The sequence below is a fragment of the Terrihabitans rhizophilus genome, from assembly GCF_033898525.1.
Taxonomy (GTDB): domain Bacteria; phylum Pseudomonadota; class Alphaproteobacteria; order Rhizobiales; family Methylopilaceae; genus Flaviflagellibacter; species Flaviflagellibacter rhizophilus.
In genome coordinates, this window is sequence record NZ_JAXAFJ010000007.1 from 15,519 (window position 1) to 35,723 (window position 20,205).

Sequence of the window (20,205 nt, forward strand, 5' to 3'; positions counted from 1 at the left end):
TATGAGATTGCTGCAGCGCTTTGTCTCCATGGGCAAAGTTCGCGCGGGCGATGCAGTGAAGGGGGCATCCTACATCTCGCTCTATCCGAACGTGAACGCAGCTCTGATCGCTGCTCAAGAACTCAGCGACGCGGGGCTCGCGACCATCTCGCAGAACGGCTCGATCAAGCTCACAGCCGAAGGAGCGAGTGCAGCCAAGGAGCTCTAGTGCATGAGGGCTGCCCCGGGAGCGCTCCTGGTGAGACTCGACCCTTGGCGCTCCGCGCCTGCACCCCTGCTCGGCCCGGCCGTGCTAAAAGCAACGTGAAGTGGCGGTTCAGTGGCACGAAGGATGGCAATGAACATCATTCCGCAGGATGAACATCAGCGGATGGCGGCGGTGAAACGCTACGACATCCTGGACACGCCGCCTGATGGCGCCTTCGATCGCATCACCGCCATCGCGGCGCGAAGGTTCAGAACGCCCATTTCGATCATCAGTGTCGTCGATCACGACCGGATCTGGTTCAAGTCAGGTCATGGCGCTCCGGTGAGTCAGATCCCGCGTGATCCGGGCTTGTGCGCCTCGGCAATTCTGACCCCGGATGCGTACGTTCTGACCGACGCCAAGGTGGATCCGCGCTCCATGACGAACCCCCTGGTCGCTGGCGAAATGGGCCTCCGCTTTTACGCGGGGGCACCGCTGCGCACCTATGACGGCTACAATCTCGGAACATTGTGCGTTCTCGATACCGAACCGCGGACCATCGATCAGGATCAGATCGACGATCTCAAGGATCTCGCTTCTGTCGTAATGGACCAGCTTGAACTCAGGCGCTCCGCACGGGTCGCGATCGAACGTTCTCGCCTCATGGCCCGCGAGATCGATCATCGGGTCATGAACAGCCTGCAATTCGTCTCCAGCATGCTCTTGATGCAAAGCCGGACAAGTGGCGGGACTGACGCGGCGGGCGAGTTGAAGATGGCCGCGAACAGGGTTGCTGCTGTGGCTCAGGTACACCGCAACTTCTACTCTGATGCCGCCGGCTACGTGGAATGCCTGACGTTTCTGCGTCGTTTGTGCGCCGATCTCTCGGCGATTCTCGGGAAGGAGATCACCGTCTCCGGCGAACCCATCGAACTTCCTTCGGTGCAGATCCAGCCCGTCGGCTTGATCGTCAATGAACTCGTGACCAATGCCGCGAAGCACGGTGAAGGAAAGATCGGGGTCTCGTTCCGGATCTCGGACGATCAGTGCGAGCTGAGCGTCTGCGACGAAGGAGCAGGATTGGCTGAGGATTACGATGCATCTTCGCCAGCCGGACTTGGGATGAAGGTGGTGAAAGCCCTCTCGCAACAGCTCAATGGCCAGCTGACAGCCGGTGCGGCTTCCTCGGCTTCGGGCTCCTGCTTCAAGGTACTCTTCCCGAAGTCTGAAGCCTAGGCTTGCACCTGCGGGTCGGGGCCAGAGAGGCTCGTTTCATTTCCGGGGTGGCTGTTGGAAAAGCCTCCCGGTTGAACTCGCGGTCATTGCGCCGTGGCTTGGGACGGTGGCACGCGGCCCAGCACCCGAACCCCTTCACCGGCAACACGGACCACGATCATTTCGCCGGATGCTGGGAACACGCCCGTCAATGCGGTGATGTTGACCTGATGGGTCACCAGGATCGCCCGTTCGCCTAGCTTGTCGAGCGCTGCCAGTTTGCGGCTCACCTCTCGGGACTGCTTCCCTGCCGTGTCCTGTACGGAGAAGAACGAGTTCAGGGCGGGGTATTCCACGGCCGCTCCGAGGCCAAGCAGGGATGCCGTCTGTGCCGCCCGGCACCATTGGCTCGACAAGACGCGCTCGATCCGGATGCCGCGATCCCTGATCGCTTGTCCGATGCGTCGTGCCTGATCCCGACCCTGCTCCGAGAGGTTGCGCTGGGTCGAGCAGTCGCCGATCCGGAAATTGGGCGGGTCCCCGACGCCGGGCGCTTCGGCGTGTCGCATCAGGATGTGCGTTCCCGGATTTCCGAGCTTGCTCCACGCATCTCCCTGGGCCCGGGCACCGGCTGAAAATGCAAGAGCGACGGTCAAGATCGCTACGATCGTCAGGAAGGTCTTCTTCATTCCGCCCATGCCTCCCGGATTCGCCAGCGAAGGCGCCCAGGAAGCGAGATGGAGCGGTGAAGCTCGGAAGGAAGAGACGGCGGCATGAAGGGGAGGGGTGCCACCCGCCCCTTTCTTGATCGGCGAGGTGAAGTCCTGCCTATCTGAGACGGTTGATGAGAGCTTCGGCGAACTCTGCGGTTCCTGTCGTACCGCCGAGATCGCGGGTCTTCTTGTCCGAGTTCAGCGTCTCGCCCAGTGCAGCCCGGATGCGCGTCGCCTTCTCGTTCTGCCCCACATGGTCGAGCATCAGCGCGGCGGCGAGCAGCATGGCTGTGGGGTTGGCCACGCCCTTGCCGGCGATGTCCGGTGCCGAACCGTGCACGGCCTCGAAGATGGCGGCCTTGTCGCCGATATTGGCGCCCGGCGCGAGGCCGAGGCCGCCGACGAGGCCGGCGATCTCGTCCGACAGTATGTCGCCGAACATGTTGGTGGTGACGATCACGTCGAACTGCGAGGGGTCGAGCACCAGCTGCATGGCGCAGGCATCCACGATCCGGTCGTCCATCTCGACCCGGCCGGCATAGTCAGCTGCCACCTCGCGTGCCGTCTCCAGGAAGATGCCCGTCAACATCTTCAGGATGTTGGCTTTGTGTACGACCGTCACCTTCTTGCGGCCGAGGCGGGCGGCCATGTCGAAGGCGTAGCGCAGCACGCGGCGTGAGCCCTCGCGGGTGTTGATGCCGGACGCGATGGCCATGCCATGCGGGTCGTCGCCCACGCGCACATAGTGCTCCAGCCCCACATAGAAGCCTTCGAGGTTCTCGCGCACGAGGATGAGGTCGATGTCCTCGTAGCGGCCGCCGCGCACGATGGTCAGGCCGGGGCGGACATTGGCGTAGAGGTCGAATTCGGCGCGAAGCTGCACATTGACGGAGCGGAAGCCGGTGCCGATCGGCGTCGTCAGCGGGCCTTTCAGAGCCAGACCGTTCTGCCGAATGGAGGCGAGTGTTTCCTTTGGCAGCGGCTCGCCGTGCGCCTCGATGGCAGCCATGCCACCCAGCTGCACATCCCAGTCGAAGCCCGCATCCACGGCGTCGAGCACGCGCACCACGGCGTCGGTGATCTCGGGTCCGATGCCGTCGCCGGGGATAAGCGTGGCGGGGAGGCGGGACTTGCTCGACATGGCGTTCCTTTCAGGTCCGGATGCGGTCAGGCGCCGCATATGGGCTTCATCGCAGAGGCCAAATCCGGCGTCAACGAGGTTTGACCACCTGGCGAACGCATGCTAACCAATATGCAATAAAATAAAAATTGGTTAGGGAGATGGACGTTATGGGCATTATGGGCGCTTGTGTCTTTCGCAGTGCAGCCAGCCTCCTCGCGGCTGCTTCCGTCACGGCTCTTCTCGCCGGCTCTGCCATGGCCGGTACGGTCAAGGTTGCCTTCGGCGACATCGCCAGCGTGGAACAGCTGAACCTCTTGATCGCCTTCGAACGTGCCAAGGAGCGCGGCGTCGATGTGCAGACCACCTTCTTCAAGTCCGAGGACCTCGCGGCACAGGCCGTGGTGGGCCGGCAGGCCGATGTGGGCATCGGCACGCCCTATGCGCTGCTGCAGAAGGTGAAGGCGCCGATCCGCCTGTTCTACCAGATCAGCAATCTGCGCTTCTATCCGGTGGTCAACACCGAGTTCTACAAGGACTGGAAGGACCTCGACGGTCAGGAATTCGCCGTTCACTCGCGCGGCTCCGGCACGGAAGCCATCATGAACCTGATGGCGCAGAAGCACGGCATCAAGTTCTCCAAGCTGTCCTATGTCCCGGGAGCCGAAGTTCGCGCCGGCGCTCTGCTGCAGGGCAATGTGAAGGCCACCATCATCGATTCCTCCGCGCTCCGGCTGGTGAAGGAAAAGGGCGGCGACAAGTACAAGGCGCTGGAGATGGGCGACATCAACGCCTCCGACGAAGCGCTCTATGCCAACACCGCCTTCCTCGAAAGCAGCGCCAACGATGTGCAGATCCTGGTCGAGGAACTGCTGAAGACGCAGCGCGAGATCAACAAGGATCCGAAGAGCGTTGTTGCGCTACGCGCCAAGTACAAGCTGCTGCCCGATCTTCCGAAGGATTTGGAAGGTGAGGTCGAACCCTATTTCGAGGATGCCGTCTCGGCGAAGCTTTATCCCGACGATGGCGGCAGCGCCGCGGCTGTGAAGAGCGATTTCGAGTTCTACACCGTCGCCGGGCAGCTGAAGGGCGACGCTGGCCAGCTGAAGGCCGAGGACTTCTGGAGCTTCCAGCCGCTCGAGAAGGCGCGCGCCGCGCTCGGCTCCTGAGCCGGAGGCGTGACCATGAGCCTCGATCTCGTGACCAATCCCAGCCAGCCGCAGGCGAAGGCCGCCGGACTGGCTCCGTCGGGCGGCAAGTCCTGGGCAGGATCCATCCTGCTCTGGCGCCTGGCCTCCATCGCGCTGTTCTGCGGTCTCTGGGAGATCGCGGGACGCATTCCCATCAATGTGGCGTTCCCGCCGTTTTCCGATGTCGTCGCGGCATTCGGTCGGCTGGTCGCTGACGGGTCCCTGCCGTCGGCTTTCCTCGTGACGCTTCAGCCGCTCGTCATCGGCATCGTGGTGTCGGCCGTGGTTGGCGTCTCCGTCGGCGTGGCGATGGGGCTCCGCAAGGAGTTCGAATGGGCGGGAGTCCCCGTCTTCGTCGTCATGCAGGCGGCGCCCATGGCCGCTTTGATCCCGCTCATCACCTTCGTCTACGGCATCGGCCTGACGGCCAAGGTGCTGGCGGTCATCATGCTGGCGCTGCCGGTCATCGCTCTCAACGGCTACAAGGCGGTCAGCAATGTCAGCCCCTCGCTGCGCGCGATGTGCCGGTCCTTCCTCGGCAATTCGCGGCAGGACATCTTCAAGATCGTGCTGCCCGATGCCAGCCCCATGATCTTTGCGGGGCTGCGGCTGGGCATCTCCGCGGGCTTTGTCGGCGTGGTGCTGGCCGAACTGCTCATCACGCCTACGGGCGTGGGCGACCTCATCACCTATCACCGCTCGGTGGCGGACTACGCCGAGATGTATGCCGTGATCGCCACCATCATCATCTTCTCCGCCGTCGTCGTCAGCCTGCTGGAACGCGCCGAGATCGTCTTGTTCCGGCCTGAAAAGAGGGAGCTTTCCGCATGATCGCCGCCGTCATGACGCGCCCGCGCGAAGTCGCCCCCGTGGCACCCGAGGCCAGTGTCGAGGTGCGGGACCTGTGCAAGGTCTACCCCACGGGCACCGAGGCCCTTCGGGGCATCAACCTCACCTTCCCCAAGGGGCAGTTCACAAGCCTGCTGGGCCCCTCCGGCTGCGGCAAGACCACGCTGCTCAAGATCATCGCCGGCCTCGTGCCCGCGACCTCTGGGGAGGTGGTCGTCAATGGCCGGACGGTTACGAAGCCGGGACCGGAACGGGCTTTCGTGTTCCAGGACTTTGCGCTGATGCCCTGGGCAACGGTGCTGCGCAACGCGGCCTTCGGGTTGGAATTACGTGGCGTGGCGCGGAGTGAGCGGGAGGCGACCGCAAAGCACTACATCGACCAGGTCGGCCTCGCCGGGTTCGAGAACCGCTACCCGCACGAACTCTCGGGCGGCATGCGGCAGCGCGTCGGCCTTGCGCGAGCCCTGGCCGTCAAGGCGGACGTGCTCCTCCTGGACGAACCCTTCAGCGCGGTGGACGAGCAGAACCGCCGCAAGTTCCAGGAAGATCTCCTGCAACTCAGGCAGGTCGAGAACAAGACTTTGATCTTCGTGACGCACTCCATCGAGGAGGCGGTCTACCTGTCGGACCGCATCGTGCTGCTGTCGCCGCGCCCGGGCCGGGTGTCGGACATCATCGAGCCAAAGATCTCGCGCGAGCGCAGTCCCGAAGACATCCGCCGCGATCCGGAATATCTCGACATCGTCGAGGATATCTGGCGCGGCCTGCGCAACTACGCGGATTGAGGCCCGACATGACCATCGCCGGCTACCGCATTCCGCCTCTCGCCTCGCTGCTCTTCTGGGCCGTCATCTGGGAGATCGTCGGGCATCTCGGCATCGTCTTCCTGTTCCCGCCGCTGAGTTCCGTCGTCATGGAGCTTGGGCAGGTGGTGGGTTCCTCCACCTTCCTCGGTGCGGCCTGGATGACGGTGGAGAGCTTCGTGCTCGGCCTTCTCCTCGCCATCGCCGTGGGGGTTCCGATGGGGCTCCTGATGGGGCGCTTCAACGCAGCCGACAAACTGCTCGGCATGTGGGTCAACCTGTTCGTCTCGGCGCCTCTGTCGGCGCTGGTGCCCATCATCATGATCCTGTTCGGCATGGGGCAAGCCACGATCATCGTCACCGTCTTCATGTTCGCGGTCTGGATCATCGTGCTCGACACCCGCGCCGGCGTGCGCGACGTGCCCAACTCGCTGAACGAGATGGCGCGCTCCTTCGGGGCGTCCGGCTGGCAGCAGCTCACGAAGATCACGCTTCTGGCCGCGCTGCCTGAAATCCTCGCCGGCATCCGCCTGGGTGTCGTGCGCGGCGTGAAGGGCGTCGTCATCGGCCAGCTGCTCGTGTCCATCGTCGGGCTCGGAGAACTGTTCGAACTGTATTCCCGCAACTTCCTCATGGAGGAGTTCTGGGCTTTGACGCTCATCGTCTTCGCCTTTGCCCTTGGCGCGGCCGAACTTATCGCCATCCTCGAACGCAAGATCGATTTCTACGCTGGAGTACGACACGGATGACAAACGCTGCCACCATCGACACCGTGCGCGACGCCGAATACGTCGTCGCCCCTCCGCCGCTTCCCACGCTTCCGGTGCGCGGCACCTCGGCCGTCTATCCGGTGCGGCGCGTCTACTGCGTCGGCCGCAACTATGCCGCCCATGCCATTGAGATGGGGCATGATCCCAACAAGGAGCCGCCCTTCTTCTTCCAGAAGAACCCCGACAACATCATCCTCAGCGGCGAGCCCTTTCCCTATCCGTCGATGACCAGCGACGTGCATTTCGAGATCGAGATGGTGGTGGCTCTGGGGAAGGGTGGCACCAACATCCCGGTGGAGAGCGCACTGGACCATGTCTACGGCTACGGTGTCGGCCTCGACATGACCCGCCGCGACCTGCAGGGCGAGGCCAAGGATCTCCGGCGCCCGTGGGAAGTGGGCAAGGCGTTCGAGGCGTCCGCGCCGTGCAGCGAACTGGTGCCGGCCTCCGAGATCGGCCACCCCGATCAGGGCGCCATCTGGCTCGATGTCAACGGCGAGCGCCGCCAGGCCGGCGACCTCAACCAGCTGATCTGGAAGGTGCCGGAGATGATCTCCTACCTTTCGGGCCTGTTCGAGCTGGCGCCGGGAGACATCATCATGTCAGGCACGCCGGCAGGCGTCGGGCCGATCCAGAAGGGCGACGTCATGCACGGCCATGTGGATGGCGTCGGAGACCTGCACACAGCCGTAGTCTGAGCATACCGGCGGCAGGCGGCTCGGGCAGCCACCTGCCGCCGGATCCCCGGCAAACCAATCAGCGGATTGCGAGCACCCATTTTTGCCGGCACAGGCGCTGGATGCATACCGGTTCATCGGCTTTACCGGTTTATGCGGTCCGAGACCTGCCCTAGACCGGCATGCGAGATGCATGTGTCCGCAGACAGGCGGAGGAACCTGTACCCGACGATGAACGAGATGTTTGCGCCAGTTGAGCCCGCGGAAGGCAAGCAGGACTACGCTGCGGCGCTGACGCAGCTGCGCGCCTTCGTGGCCCAGAAGGAGATGGAGTCGAACACCCGGCTGCCGTCGGAGCGCGAGCTTTGCGAGAGCCTTGGCGTGTCGCGGGGCGAGTTGCGGAAGGCCTTGGCGATCCTCGAATCCGAGGGGCAGGTCTGGCGCCATGTCGGCAAGGGCACATTCGTCGGCCAGCGGCCGCTGGAGGACATCGGCGACGTCACGGCGCTGACCAGCCAGACCAATCCGTCCGAAGTGATGCGGGCTCGGCTTCTCATCGAGCCCGCCATCTGCCGGGAGGCCGCGCTCAATGCCACTTCGACCGACATCCTTGAGATGCGGCTTTGCCTTGTGCGGGCGCGCGAGGCGCACACCTGGCGCCAGTACGAGAACTGGGACAACCGCTTCCACCGGTCCATCGTTCAGGGCGCCCGCAACAATCTGCTGGTCGGGTTGTTCGACACGCTGAATGCGGTGCGGCGGGCGGTGGTCTGGGGACGTCTCCGGCCCAACAACAACGCGCCGGAACCATCCCATCACTCCTTCGCGGAACATGACGCAATTGTCGCCGCGATCGAAACCCGCGACATCGAAAAAGCCGGATCGGCCATGCAGACGCACCTGATGTCGGTGGAGCGCAAGCTCAGGGCAGGGGATTGAGGGCTTCAGCAACGGCACACGGCGCTTGCGCGCAATCAATATCGGCGGTTGCGGACGGAGCAAAAGGCGAGTCACCAGAGTTTAGGCTGGCGCGGTGTGCACCCACACCACGGTAAAGGATGCGCCCGCCGTGCCGCTAACACCCATTTCCCGCAAGCCGCCCGGCGTCGCGCCGCCTGCTACACCGGGCCTGTCGGGCCTCACCACACTTGCTGTCGGCGTCGTTGTCGTCGGTGCGCTTTACCTGGCGCAGGATGTTCTCATCCCGCTGGTTCTGGCCATCCTGCTCAGCCTTGCGCTCGCGCCGATCGTCTCCTTTATCCGCCGTTTCCTGCCTTGGCGCATACCCTCGGTGCTGGCTGCCGTCACTCTGGCGCTGGGGCTTTTCGTTGGGTTGGGATTTGTGATCGGGGAGCAGATCACGGAACTGGCCGGCAACGTGCCGCAATATCGCACGGAGGTTGAGAAAAAGCTTTCAGGCCTGCAGGAGGGGCTTGTCGGCCGCGCATCCGACCTGCTGAGGGAAGCGAGCGAGGAATTCCGGCGCGCCACGGCTGAGCCCGAACCGCAGGCGCCCAATGGAGGTGAGACGACACCGCAGTCCGGCTCGGAGCAGGCGATGCTGGTGCGTGTCCAGGAGCCCGCGCCTTCGCCGCTGACCATTGCCCAGAACGTGCTGGGGCCTCTGATCAAGCCCATCACCACGGCTGGCATCGTGCTCGTGGTGATCGTCTTCATCCTCCTTCAGAGGGAGGATCTGAGAGACCGCCTGATCCGGCTGTTCGGTGCCAGCGACCTGCACCGGACCACCGTCGCGATGAACGACGCGACGCGACGGCTCGGCACGTTTTTCCTCACGCAGATCGGGCTCAACGCCGCCTTCGGCGTCATCGTGGGCGTCGGACTGTGGATCATCGGGGTGCCCAATCCCGCGCTGTGGGGCGTGTTCGGCACCCTGATGCGCTTCGTGCCCTATATCGGCGGCTTCATCGCGGCTGCGCCTCCTTTGCTGCTGGGGGCCGCGGTGGATCCCGGCTGGTCCATGGTGATCTGGGCGGCTGGCCTCTTCGTCGTCAGCGAAGCCCTGATGGCGCAGGTGGTGGAGCCGATGATGTACGGTCACTCCACGGGAATGTCGCCGCTGGCCATCGTCGTTTCGACCTTGTTCTGGGGCTTCCTTTGGGGCCCGATCGGTCTTCTTCTGGCGACGCCTTTCACCGTCTGCCTTGTCGTGCTCGGACGGCATGTTGAAAGGCTTGAATTTCTCGACGTTCTCTTCGGCGACCGCCCGGCTTTGACGCCCGTCGAAAACTTCTACCAGCGAATGCTCGCGGGCGACCCGGACGAGGCGCAGGACCAGGCCGAGCAGATGCTGAAAATCCGCTCGCTCTCCTCCTACTATGACGAGGTGGCGCTGAAGGGCCTGCAATTGGCCGCTTTGGACTTCCAGCGGGGGGTGCTGACGCCAACGCAGGTGGAGACCATCCGCTCGCAGACGCGCGCACTGGTCGAGGAGTTCTCCGAAAGGCCGGATCAGGAGCCGGAGCAAAGCGCCGCCGAAAAGAACTCGCCGGACGGGCCTACTTTGGCCGAGAAGGCGCTGCCCGACGATGAGGCTCCCCTGCGCCAAGCGCCGGAAGTGGATGCTCGCCCCACAGGGTGGCGGGGCGAGACGCCGGTGCTCTGCATCGCCGGCCGTGGACAGTTGGACGAGGCGGCGTCCGCCATGCTGGCCCAGCTCTTGAGCAAGCACGGGCTGAATTCACGGGTGGTTCCTTACGACGGGGTCGCGAGATCGAGCATCGCTCAGCTGGATGTCGAAGGCGTCGCAATGGTCTGCGTGTCCTACCTCGATATCAGCGGCAATCCCGCTCATCTGCGCTATCTGCTGCGCCGCCTCCGCAAACGCATCCCCGGCGCACCCATGCTGGTCGGCCTGTGGCCTGCGGATGACGCCATCCTGACGGATGCGACCCTCAGGCGCGAAGTGGGTGCCGACTACTACGTCACCAGCCTGCGGGAAGGCGTGGACGCCTGCCTCGGGGCGCTGCGCGCGGCCGCAACCGCGGAGGCGGCCGGTCAGGACAGCAGGTCTGCGACGTCCTCGAGCCTTGAGAACACGAGGTCGGGATCGCTGGCGCGAAGCGCCGCTTCGCTCGCATAGCCCCATGTGGACGCACCGAAGCGGAGGCCGGCCTTCTTGGCGGCCACCGCATCGCGTGTCTCATCGCCCACATAGATGGCTTCCGCCGCCGGCACGACCGCATCGCGCAATGTGGCCTTCAGCCGGCCGGCCTTGCCGAACAGGGAGGCATCGCAGCGGAACATGCTGATGAGGCCCGACGTCTCGGGGCCCAGCGTGCGGCGGATGCTGCGTTCGCTGTCGGAGCTGACGATCGCCAGCTTCACGCCGCGGGCGTGCAGGGTCGCCAGCAAATCGTGAGTGCCGGGGAAGGGCCGAAGCTCCGCTGCCGCGTCAAGCTTCAGCGCCCTCAGGTCGCGCGCGATGGACGGCACCTTCCACACGGGAATGGACAGTTCGCGCATGATTTCGCGTGTCCGCATGCCGCGCAGCTTGTCCACCTCGTCCTCGCGGGCCTCGCGGAAGCCGTGGCGGCGCGCCACCTCGTTCACGACGCTGCAGAACCAGGGAAAAGAATCGACGAGTGTGCCATCGGCATCGAAGATGGCGAGGCGGATGGCGGGCGCGATCATGCAAGTTGCATGACCCCGCCACGCCTCTACGTCAATGGCCGGTTAGTAGGCTCTCAGGCGGAAGATGCGGCGGCTGCGGCCTCCGGGCAGCCATCCACGGCGGCTGCCGGATCCATCCACATGATCTCCCAGATGTGGCCATCCGGGTCGCTGAAGGCGTGATAGTACATGAAGCCATAGTCTTTGGGCTCGTTGAAGGTGGTTCCACCCGCGGCCTTGGCCTTGGCCACCATGCTGTCGACCTCCTCGCGGCTGTCGCAGGACAGGCAGTTCATCACCTCCGTGCTGCTGTGCGCGTCCACCATCGACTTCGGCGTGAAGCCCTGGAATTTCGCCTCGGTGAGGAGCATCACGAAGATGGTGTCGGACACCACCATACAGGCTGCTGTGTCGTCGCTGAACTTCTCGTTGAAGGTGAAGCCCAGTGCGTCGAAGAACGCCCGGGAGCGGGGCAAGTCCTTCACGGCGAGATTTACAAAGATCATCCTGCTCATCGTTGCCTCACGTGTTTTCCGCTGGTGGATTCTTCCTGCGCGACGGCCTGCAAGCTTGCCCGCAGGCGGGCGGCATCTCCTGCGGGCAGCATCGCTTCGACGGCGGCATGCTCGCTCGTCCAGATCGGCAGGGCGCGCGCGAGCAGCGCCCGCCCTTCTTCCGTCAGGCTGAGACGGCGGCTGCGGCGGTCTTTCGGGTCGGTAAGAACCAGCACAAGCCCGCGGCGCTGCAACGGCTTCAGCGCAGCCGTCAGGGTGGTCCGGTCCATTGCCAGAAGATCCGCGACCGGGCCCATCGGTGGAGGCTCTGGCCTGTTCAGTGACATCAGCAATGAAAACTGCCCATTGGTGAGGCCGACCGGGCGAAGCGCTTCATCAAAGCGGCGTGCCAGCGCACGCGCCGCGCGCTGTGCATGAAGGCAGAGGCAGCAGTCGCGCACGAGGATCGTGGTCGCAAAGGGGACGCTGGTTTCATCTGCGGCAAGTCCAAGGGGCTTTGACATCGAAGCCAGTATATTGATATCAACGTAAAAGACAAGATCACTGATGGAGGAACAGCATGGATCACGGCAATTTCGTTTGGTACGAATACACGGCTGCCGATCCGGGATCAGCCGCGGGCTTCTATGGCAGCGTCATGGGCTGGACTGCCGAGGCTGCGGAAGTTGCCGGCATCCGCTTCACGATGTTCCGCGCCGACGGAACGCCCGTGGCAGCCATGTATCCGCTGCAAGACCTTGATCCTGGAACGCCGAAAGGCTGGACGGGTTACGTGGCGGTGCGAGACCTCGACGAGGCCGCGACCCGGATGGAGGAGGCCGGCGGCGCCGCCGTCCGCCGTCTGACAGTCGGCGACATGCGCCTCGGCGTGTTCAAGGATCCGCAGGGCGCACGCATCGCGATGATGGAGAATTGCGAGCCACGCAACTTGGCCTACGGGACGAAGGGCACAATGGGCTGGCACGAATTGCTGGCCGCCGATTGGGAAAGCGTCTTCGGCACCTATTCCGACCTGTTCGGATGGACCAAGGGGATCGCGATGGAGGGGTGCCCCACGGGGGTGTACCAGATCATCCAGTCGGAAGGCCGCGACATCGGCGCCATGATGACGAAGGTTCCGGACGTGCCGGAGCCCACCTGGCTCTTCTATGTCTTCACGGACAGCATCACGGCGGCAGCGGAGCGGGTGCATGCGGCGGGAGGGCAGGTGATCTTCGGACCGCAGGAAGTGCCGGGCGGCATGTGGATCATCAACGCGCTCGATCCTCAGGGTTCCTCGATCGCCCTGGTCGGTCCGCTCGGCTGATTGACGGCTGGTGGCGTGTACGCCATGGCGCCATTGTCCTTCAGGGCGTATGAGCGTGGTGCCCGCTTCAGGGTCTGGCTGATCGATTCCCATGCCCATCTCAAACGTCCGGTTCATCCGCGCCACGGCGATCCTCATGCTGATCGGCGTGGCCGCTCTGCTGATGATGATCGGAGTGACTTTCTGGCTCTCGCTGAAGATGGAGGGCCTCGGCAAGGACATCGAGGAGGCGCGGCGCTTCAACCGTGTTTCCATCGAGTTGCGCAACGCGCTGCAGGACATGGAAACCGGCCAGCGCGGGTTCCTGCTGACTCAGGAGGACGCCTATCTTGTTCCCTTCGAGGCGGCCCGTACCCGGCTGCCAGCGATACTCGGGGATCTTGGCGAGGACGTCTTTGCGGACCATCGCGCCGAAACGGCGCGGCTGCGCGAGATAGCTGAAGGCAAGCTCGCGGAGTTGAGCCGCACCATCGACATGGTTCGTGCCGGGGATCTTCAAGGCGCTCTCGAGGTCGTACGTACCGACCAGGGCAAAAACCTCATGCAGGAGGCGAGAGGCATCATCAGCGGCCTTCTTGCCGTGGGCGATCGCCGCTTGAGCGAGGCCACCGGGCAGCAGGTTTCAAGCACCCGTGCTTTGCAGGCGTCCATCATCGGCGGAACCCTGCTGATCCTCATCGTGGTCGGAATTTCGACCGTCATTGCCCTGCGTTACACGCGCGAACTGCTCCTGACGCGCGCCGAGATGCGCATGCTGAACGAGAGCCTCGAAAGTCGCGTCGCGGAGCGCACCGCCGAACTCGGCCGTGCGACCACCGAGATCCAGCGCTTCGCCTATATCGTGGGCCACGACCTTCGCTCGCCTCTCGTCAACGTCATGGGTTTCACGTCCGAGCTCATGGAGTTCAGCAAGGAGGTGTTCCGCGACATGGACGCCCTGCGGGAGAGGACCGGCATCGCCGCCACTCCTGCCGACGTGCAGTTGCAGAAGGACTTCGACGAGGCGGTCGGCTTCATCCGCACCTCGACCAGCAAGATGGATGGGCTGATCAATGCCATCCTCAAGCTGTCCCGCGAGGGGCGCCGTCCCCTGACGCCCGAGCGCATCGACATGGCGGCCCTGCTTGAGGATGCCTCCGTGAACGTGCGCCACCGCGTCAACGAGCGCGGCGGATCCATCGCGATGAGCGGCACCTTCCCGGCCATCGTCTCGGACAAGTTCTCGCTCGAGCAGGTCTTCGGCAACCTCTTCGACAATGCTGTCAAATATTCCGATCCCGCGCGGGCACCGGAAATCAAGGTGGTGTCCGGAACCCTCGGGGCGGATGTCAGCATCGACATCACCGACAATGGTCGTGGCATCGCGGAAGGCGATTTCGAGCGTATCTTCGAGCTGTTCCGCCGCACGGGCCGGCAGGACCAGCCCGGGGAGGGCATCGGCCTTGCCTATGTGCGCGCCTATGTCCGGCGTCTTGGCGGGGACATCACCGTGACCTCCAAGCTCGGCGAGGGCAGCACCTTCCGCGTCCGCCTGCCGCGCACCCTGAAGGATGCCACCCTCGAGGCCTGAGCTCTTGCCCCTTGAGGCTGGGAACTCCAAACTGGCAGCGTATGTCCCTCGACGTCATCGATCTGCGAGATTTCTATCACCGGCCGCTGGGCCAGATTGCCCGCCGGGTGCTGCGCGCCAAGATCCGGGCGCGCTTCTCCGACGTCGCGGGCCTCAGGGTGCTTGGCTGCGGCTACGCGGCCCCGTTCCTCGGGCCTTTCCGCGAGGAGGCAGAGCGTGTGCTGGCTTTCATGCCGGCGGAACAGGGCGTGCTCGACTGGAGGTCCAGCAGAGGCGTGGCCTCCACGCTGATCGACTGCGAAATGTGGCCGCTGCCCGACGAGGCGATAGACCGCATCTTGCTGGTTCATGCCCTGGAAAGTGCGGCGGAGCCTCGAGAGGTCTTGCGGGAAGCATGGCGCTGCCTCGCGCCGGGTGGGAGGCTGCTTGCCGTGGTGGCAAACCGCCGTGCCCCGTGGTCGGCCTTCGAGAACAACCCTTTCGGCCACGGGCGCCCTTACAGCAGCATGCAGCTGCGCAACCTGCTGAGGGAGACGCAGTTCAATCCCGTCGAGTGGAGCGAAGCTCTTCTGTTCCCGCCCATCGAGCGCGCCATCCTGCTGCGGTCGGCCATTGCGCTTGAACGTCTCGGCGGCCGGTTCTGGGCGCCGTTTGCGGGCGTCCACATCGTCGAGGCGGTGAAGCAGGTTCACCGGCCGGCTCGCGTGCGGCGCCGGGCTTCCCGCGTCAAGCGGGTCAGGCGTCTGGCGCGTCGACTGGTGCCGGAGGTTGGACGTCCCGCGCCCGGCGTCGGGGCGCCGGCCAAGTACGAGTAGAGGCGGCTAGCTTCCGCGCCGGCGCAGCAGGAAGATGGCCTGCGCGCCGAACAGGTTCCAGAACCACCACGGAGCATTGACCCGGACAGGCCCGCCGGAGCTGTCCAGTGCGACGGCCCGCACCATCTGCGCACCTGTCTCGTCGCACAGATCCACGAAATCCCGGATCGTGCAGAGATGGATGTTCGTGGTGTCGTACCATGAGGCCGGCAGGCTGGGCGTCACGGGCATGCGCCCCCAGATGACCAACTGCATCCGCATCCGCCAGTGTCCGAAATTCGGCACCGAAACGATGGCGTGGCGCCCGATCCGCAGCAGATGCTCCATGACCTGTTTGGGATGACGCGTCGCCTGCAGCGTCTGCGAGAGGATCACATAGTCGAAGCTGTCGGTGGGATAGTCCGCGAGATCGGTGTCGGCGTCTCCCTCGATCACCGAGAGGCCATGCGCCACGGACGCGTTCACCCCGGCGCGGCTCAACTCGATGCCGCGCCCATCCACGTTCTTGCGGTCGATGAGGAGGCGAAGCAGCTGTCCGTCGCCGGACCCGACGTCGAGCACGCGGGAGCCCTCGCTCACCATTTCCGAGATCAGCAGGTGATCGGGCCGGATATCCGTCGCGAAGCCACGATGTGCCGGCCCCGTGGCGAGCGGCGCACCCTCACGTTTCGACGGGCTCATCCTTCGCTGGCCTCCGTCAGCCCGCGTGCGCGGGCGGCGCCGGCAAGAAAGCCCCGCGCGGTGGCGAAGAACTCAGGCTCGTCCAGCAGGAAGGCATCGTGCCCCTTGTCGGAGGACACCTCGACGAAGGAGACGTTGGCGGCCGCGGCGTTGAGCGCCTTCACCACGGCGCGGCTGTCGGCTGTCGGGAACAGCCAGTCGGACGAGAAGCTGATGACGCAGAACCTTGTCTTGGTGCCCTGGAACGCGCGCGCCAGATTGCCCTCGTGGTCCGCCGCGATATCGAAATAGTCCATGGCACGGGTGCAGTAGAGATAGGAATTGGCGTCGAAGCGCTCGACGAAGCTCGATCCCTGATGCCGCAGATAGCTTTCGATCTGGAAATCGGCATCGAAGGTGAAGGTGGGCCGCTCTCGGTCCTGCAACTCACGCCCGAACTTCCGCTGGAGGGCAGGCTCCGAGAGATAGGTGATGTGCGCGGCCATGCGCGCGACCGCGAGGCCTTTCCGCGGCACGATGCCGTGGTCGAGATAGCGCCCGCCGCTCCAGTCGGGGTCGGCCATGACGGCCTGCCGCCCCACTTCGTGGAAGGCGATGTTCTGCGCCGAGTGCTTGGCGGTCGTGGCGATAGGCATCGCGGCGAACACCCGCTCGGAATGGCTGGCCGCCCATTCCAGAACCTGCATGCCGCCCATCGAGCCGCCGATGACGGCGAACAGCTGGTCGATCCCGAGATGATCCACCAGCATGGCCTGGGCACGAACGATGTCGGGGATCGTCACGAGCGGAAAATCGATGCCCCAGGCCCGTCCTGTCGCTTCGTTGAGCGAGGAGGGGCCTGTCGTGCCCATGCAGCCGCCCAGCACGTTCGAGCAGATGACGAAATAGCGCGTGGTGTCGATGGGCAGGCCGGGACCAATCAGGGTGGTCCACCAGCCCGCGCGGCCCGTGACGGGATGTTCGTTCGCGACGTGCTGGTCTCCCGTCAGCGCGTGGCAGACGAAAATCGCGTTCGAGCGGTCCGCGTTCAGTTCGCCATAGGTCTGGTAGGCGATCTGCAGGGGCGAAAGGCTGACACCGCAATCGAGCCGCAACGGCCTGTCCGCGTCGAACCGCACCACCTGGCTCTGCGGGTGGTCGGCCTCGCGGCGGGCTGCATCCCTGATCGACTCCATCAACATACCCCTGGTCCTGTCCTCCGCCCCGGTGGGGCGACAGCTAAGGTGCGGCCCGCCTGCCAAGTCAACGTTTCTTTGACTTCGCGCGGGGGCAGCGTATCTAGGGGCGCCCGCGCGACCCTGCGCCTGATGCACCTTGCGATGACCGACCAGCCAACCACGCTCGACGACCTGCGAACCCGGATCGACCAGATCGACGAGGATATGCACCGCCTGCTGATCCAGCGCGGCGGCATCATCGATGAACTAGTGCGCGTGAAGCGGACCGGCGAGACCGGCTCCGCGTTCCGGCCGGGCCGCGAGGCAGATATGATGCGCCGGCTAGTGGAACGCCATAGCGGGCGGCTTCCGTTCTCCGCCGTGGAGCATATCTGGCGCACCATCATCTCCGGCTTCACGCATGTGCAGGCGCCCTACGGCGTGCATGTCGATGGATCGGGCGATGCAGGCGCCATGCGCGATCTTGCGAGATTCCAGATGGGCTTCGACGTGCCGCTGACCCTGCATGATGGCCCGCAGGCCGTCATCGAGGCCGTCAGCGCCTCGCAGGGCGATCTTGGCCTCATCCGCCTCGGCGGTTCCCCGACGGCATGGTGGTCGGAGCTTGGCGAGCCCGGACGCCCGCAGATCATGTCGCGGCTGCCGTTCCTGATCTACCCGAACCGTCCGGCGGCGGCCGATGCCGTGGTCATCGCCAACCATCTCGGCGACGCGGCGGCGGAAGACATGGCCGTCGTGCAGTTCGATCTGGCCGGAGCGCCGCCCGAGGGCGCGTTCCAGGTGCTGGCCTACAACATAGCGGACCGTTGGCGCGGCCTTGTCGCGCTCGACAAGGCGCGGCTGCCGGAAGGCGCACGCACTGCCGGATCCTACGCCCGGCCCGTAACCCTGGCTCCGAACGGAGGGGACGCACGATGAGCGACGCCATATCCGCCATCCGCCCGCTGCCGCGTCCGGGCATTCTCGACATCGACCCTTACGTGCCCGGCAAATCCGGCGCGGCGGGGCTGAACCGCGTGTTCAAGCTATCCTCGAACGAGACGCCGCTGGGGCCGAGCCCGCGTGCCGTGGAGGCATATGCCGCTGCCGCCGCCAAGCTGGCCAGCTATCCGGAGGGCACCTCGCGCGCGCTGCGGCAGGCCATCGGTGCAGCGGAGGGTCTGGATCCAGAGCGCATCGTATGCGGTGCGGGGTCCGACGAAATCCTGAACCTGCTGGCCCATGCCTATGTCGGCGAGGGTGATGAGGGCGTGTTCACGGAGCACGGCTTCCTCGTCTACAAGATCGCAATCATGGGGCGCGGCGGCGTGCCCGTCGTGGTGCCGGAGACGGGGTTCACCACAGATGTGGACGCGATCCTCGCCAATGTCGACGAGCGCACCCGCATCGTGTTCATCGCCAATCCGAACAATCCGACCGGCACCTACATCCCGCGCGAGGAGGTGCGCCGCCTTCATGCCGGCTTGCCGCCGCACGTGCTCTTGGTGCTCGACGGCGCCTATGCCGAATATGTCGGGCGGGACGATTACAACGATGGGCGCGATCTCGTCGACGAGGCCGAGAACGTCGTCGTCACGCACACATTCTCGAAGGTGTTCGGGCTCGCCAATCTGCGTCTCGGCTGGATGTACGGCCCGGCCAGCATCGTGGACGTGCTGAATCGCATTCGTGGTCCGTTCAACGTCAGCGGCGCGGCGGTGGCGGCGGGCGTGGAGGCCATCTCCGACCGGGCATTCCTCGATGAGGCTGTCGCCTTCAACACGCACTGGCGCGGTTGGCTGGAAAGCCGGATTTCAGAACTCGGGCTGCACGTCACACCGAGCGTGGCGAACTTCGTGCTCATCCACTTCCCTGCGGAGCGGGGGCAGACAGCAGCGGACGCCGATGCGTTCCTGACGGCGCGGGGCCTCATCCTTCGTCGCCTCGAGAATTACGGCCTGCCGAATGCGTTGCGCCTCAGCATCGGCAGCGAGGAAGCCAACCGCGCCGTCGTGGAGGCTTTGACCGAATTCTTGGCCTCAGCCAATGGCTGAACCCCTGTTCGGACGGCTGGCGCTGATCGGGATCGGCCTGATCGGCTCGTCGATCGCGCGCGCGGCGCGGGCCAATGGCCTTGCCGGTGAGATCGTGGTTCAGACGCGTCGGTCGGAAACTCTGGAGCGCGCCCGCGAACTTGGCCTTGGCGACGTCTACACCACAGACATGGCCGAAGCGGCGCGTGGCGCGGACCTCGTGATAGCGAGCGTGCCCGTCGGCGCCTCGGACGCCGTGGCGCAGGCGATCGCCCCCGTGCTGAAGCCCGGGGCGACCGTCTCCGACGTTGGATCGGTGAAGACGTCCGTCGTGCGGCAGATGGCGTCTCTTCTCCCCGAAGGCGTGCACTTCGTGCCGGCTCATCCCATCGCCGGCACAGAATATTCAGGCCCGGATGCGGGTTTCGCCGAGCTGTTCCGCAATCGGTGGTGCATCCTCACCCCGCTTGAGGACGCCGATCCGGAGGCTGTGGACCGGCTGTCGGCGTTCTGGCAGGGCTTGGGAGCGCGCGTCGAGAGGATGTCGCCCGAGCACCATGACCTCGTGCTCGCCATCACCAGCCACATTCCGCATCTCATCGCCTACAACATCGTGGGCACGGCGGCGGACATGGAGGACAGCCTTCGCTCGGAGGTCATCAAGTTCTCCGCGTCGGGTTTCCGCGATTTCACCCGCATCGCGGCCTCCGATCCGGTGATGTGGCGCGACATCTTCCTGCACAACAAGGATGCGGTGCTGGAAATGCTGGGCCGCTTCACCGAAGACCTGACGGCGCTCCAGCGTGCCATCCGACGCGGCGATGGCGACACGCTGTTCGAGCATTTCAGCCGCACGCGGGAGATCCGGCGCGGCATCGTCGAGCAGGGGCAGGACACCGCCGAACCGGATTTCGGACGCGTTCGCACGCAGGGATGACAAAGGACGGTGGGTTGCATGGCATTTGCCTTGT

General features: G+C 64.9%; 22 protein-coding genes. 15 read left to right on the forward strand and 7 right to left on the reverse strand.

The window, feature by feature from the left end; genetic code table 11:
* Position 1 precedes the first annotated feature (1 nt).
* Positions 2-208, forward strand: a complete 207-nt coding sequence (locus SCD90_RS11760) for a hypothetical protein (protein ID WP_319844875.1) — start codon at positions 2-4, stop codon at positions 206-208.
* Positions 209-337: 129 nt separating this feature from the next.
* Positions 338-1,423 (forward strand): sensor histidine kinase, encoded by a 1,086-nt coding sequence (locus tag SCD90_RS11765; protein ID WP_319844876.1) that lies wholly within the window; start codon positions 338-340, stop codon positions 1,421-1,423.
* A gap of 83 nt (positions 1,424-1,506) precedes the next feature.
* On the opposite strand, the gene SCD90_RS11770 is transcribed toward SCD90_RS11765, so the two are convergent.
* Together SCD90_RS11770 and SCD90_RS11775 are read right to left on the reverse strand one after the other, a co-directional pair.
* Positions 1,507-2,091, reverse strand: a complete 585-nt coding sequence (locus SCD90_RS11770; RefSeq protein WP_319844877.1) for a histidine phosphatase family protein — start codon at positions 2,089-2,091, stop codon at positions 1,507-1,509.
* A gap of 139 nt (positions 2,092-2,230) precedes the next feature.
* Complete coding sequence (locus tag SCD90_RS11775; protein WP_319844878.1) at positions 2,231-3,256, reverse strand: isocitrate/isopropylmalate dehydrogenase family protein; 1,026 nt, start codon at positions 3,254-3,256, stop codon at positions 2,231-2,233.
* Between the two features lie 236 nt (positions 3,257-3,492).
* Between SCD90_RS11775 and SCD90_RS11780 the strand changes: the two genes are divergently transcribed.
* The 7 genes from SCD90_RS11780 to SCD90_RS11810 all read left to right on the forward strand — a co-directional run bounded on the left by SCD90_RS11780 (position 3,493) and on the right by SCD90_RS11810 (position 10,627).
* Positions 3,493-4,404 (forward strand): ABC transporter substrate-binding protein, encoded by a 912-nt coding sequence (locus SCD90_RS11780; protein WP_319844879.1) that lies wholly within the window; start codon positions 3,493-3,495, stop codon positions 4,402-4,404.
* Between the two features lie 15 nt (positions 4,405-4,419).
* The gene (locus SCD90_RS11785) at positions 4,420-5,256 is read left to right on the forward strand and encodes an ABC transporter permease (protein ID WP_319844880.1); all 837 of its coding nucleotides are present in this window, start codon (positions 4,420-4,422) and stop codon (positions 5,254-5,256) included.
* A complete protein-coding gene (locus SCD90_RS11790) occupies positions 5,253-6,059 on the forward strand; it encodes an ABC transporter ATP-binding protein (RefSeq protein WP_319844881.1) in 807 nt (268 codons plus the stop codon). Before SCD90_RS11785 ends, SCD90_RS11790 begins: the two co-directional genes overlap by 4 nt.
* 8 nt (positions 6,060-6,067) lie before the next feature.
* Positions 6,068-6,826 carry an ABC transporter permease gene (locus tag SCD90_RS11795; protein WP_319844882.1) on the forward strand — a complete coding sequence of 253 codons (759 nt, stop codon included), beginning with the start codon at positions 6,068-6,070 and terminating at the stop codon, positions 6,824-6,826.
* Complete coding sequence (locus SCD90_RS11800; protein WP_319844883.1) at positions 6,823-7,545, forward strand: fumarylacetoacetate hydrolase family protein; 723 nt, start codon at positions 6,823-6,825, stop codon at positions 7,543-7,545. Before SCD90_RS11795 ends, SCD90_RS11800 begins: the two co-directional genes overlap by 4 nt.
* Positions 7,546-7,755: 210 nt before the next feature.
* On the forward strand, positions 7,756-8,463 hold the full coding sequence (locus tag SCD90_RS11805; RefSeq protein ID WP_425265682.1) for a FadR/GntR family transcriptional regulator: 708 nt from the start codon (positions 7,756-7,758) through the stop codon (positions 8,461-8,463).
* Positions 8,464-8,593: 130 nt separating this feature from the next.
* Entirely contained in the window at positions 8,594-10,627 is a 2,034-nt protein-coding gene (locus SCD90_RS11810; RefSeq protein WP_319844884.1) for an AI-2E family transporter, read from the forward strand.
* Here SCD90_RS11810 and SCD90_RS11815 read toward each other — a convergent pair.
* Genes SCD90_RS11815 through SCD90_RS11825 form a run of 3 tightly spaced genes read right to left on the reverse strand, consistent with a single transcriptional unit; the run spans position 10,543 to position 12,175 of the window.
* Positions 10,543-11,178, reverse strand: a complete 636-nt coding sequence (locus tag SCD90_RS11815) for an HAD hydrolase-like protein (protein ID WP_319844885.1) — start codon at positions 11,176-11,178, stop codon at positions 10,543-10,545. The genes SCD90_RS11810 and SCD90_RS11815 overlap by 85 nt on opposite strands.
* Before the next feature lie 53 nt (positions 11,179-11,231).
* Complete coding sequence (locus SCD90_RS11820; RefSeq protein WP_319844886.1) at positions 11,232-11,672, reverse strand: VOC family protein; 441 nt, start codon at positions 11,670-11,672, stop codon at positions 11,232-11,234.
* On the reverse strand, positions 11,669-12,175 hold the full coding sequence (locus tag SCD90_RS11825; protein ID WP_319844887.1) for a MarR family winged helix-turn-helix transcriptional regulator: 507 nt from the start codon (positions 12,173-12,175) through the stop codon (positions 11,669-11,671). The genes SCD90_RS11820 and SCD90_RS11825 overlap by 4 nt, the downstream gene beginning before the upstream one ends.
* A 56-nt stretch (positions 12,176-12,231) precedes the next feature.
* On the opposite strand from SCD90_RS11825, the gene SCD90_RS11830 reads away from it, so the two are divergent.
* The 3 genes from SCD90_RS11830 to SCD90_RS11840 all read left to right on the forward strand — a co-directional run bounded on the left by SCD90_RS11830 (position 12,232) and on the right by SCD90_RS11840 (position 15,363).
* Positions 12,232-12,978: a VOC family protein gene (locus tag SCD90_RS11830; protein WP_319844888.1), complete on the forward strand. Its 747-nt coding sequence runs from the start codon at positions 12,232-12,234 to the stop codon at positions 12,976-12,978.
* A 91-nt stretch (positions 12,979-13,069) separates the two neighbouring features.
* On the forward strand, positions 13,070-14,548 hold the full coding sequence (locus SCD90_RS11835) for a sensor histidine kinase (protein WP_319844889.1): 1,479 nt from the start codon (positions 13,070-13,072) through the stop codon (positions 14,546-14,548).
* A 41-nt stretch (positions 14,549-14,589) separates the two neighbouring features.
* Positions 14,590-15,363: a methyltransferase domain-containing protein gene (locus SCD90_RS11840; protein ID WP_319844890.1), complete on the forward strand. Its 774-nt coding sequence runs from the start codon at positions 14,590-14,592 to the stop codon at positions 15,361-15,363.
* A gap of 6 nt (positions 15,364-15,369) precedes the next feature.
* On the opposite strand, the gene metW is transcribed toward SCD90_RS11840, so the two are convergent.
* Together metW and metX are read right to left on the reverse strand one after the other, a co-directional pair.
* Complete coding sequence (gene metW / locus SCD90_RS11845) at positions 15,370-16,044, reverse strand: methionine biosynthesis protein MetW (protein WP_319844891.1); 675 nt, start codon at positions 16,042-16,044, stop codon at positions 15,370-15,372.
* Positions 16,041-17,219 carry a homoserine O-acetyltransferase MetX gene (gene metX / locus SCD90_RS11850; protein WP_319844892.1) on the reverse strand — a complete coding sequence of 393 codons (1,179 nt, stop codon included), beginning with the start codon at positions 17,217-17,219 and terminating at the stop codon, positions 16,041-16,043. The genes metW and metX overlap by 4 nt, the downstream gene beginning before the upstream one ends.
* 144 nt (positions 17,220-17,363) lie before the next feature.
* On the opposite strand from metX, the gene SCD90_RS11855 reads away from it, so the two are divergent.
* The 3 genes from SCD90_RS11855 to SCD90_RS11865 are packed head-to-tail and all read left to right on the forward strand — an operon-like array spanning position 17,364 to position 20,171.
* Positions 17,364-18,140, forward strand: coding sequence for a chorismate mutase (locus SCD90_RS11855; protein ID WP_319844893.1), 777 nt, complete (start codon positions 17,364-17,366; stop codon positions 18,138-18,140).
* Positions 18,137-19,255 (forward strand): pyridoxal phosphate-dependent aminotransferase, encoded by a 1,119-nt coding sequence (locus SCD90_RS11860; RefSeq protein ID WP_319844894.1) that lies wholly within the window; start codon positions 18,137-18,139, stop codon positions 19,253-19,255. Before SCD90_RS11855 ends, SCD90_RS11860 begins: the two co-directional genes overlap by 4 nt.
* Entirely contained in the window at positions 19,248-20,171 is a 924-nt protein-coding gene (locus tag SCD90_RS11865; RefSeq protein WP_319844895.1) for a prephenate/arogenate dehydrogenase family protein, read from the forward strand. Before SCD90_RS11860 ends, SCD90_RS11865 begins: the two co-directional genes overlap by 8 nt.
* Positions 20,172-20,205: the final 34 nt, after the last annotated feature.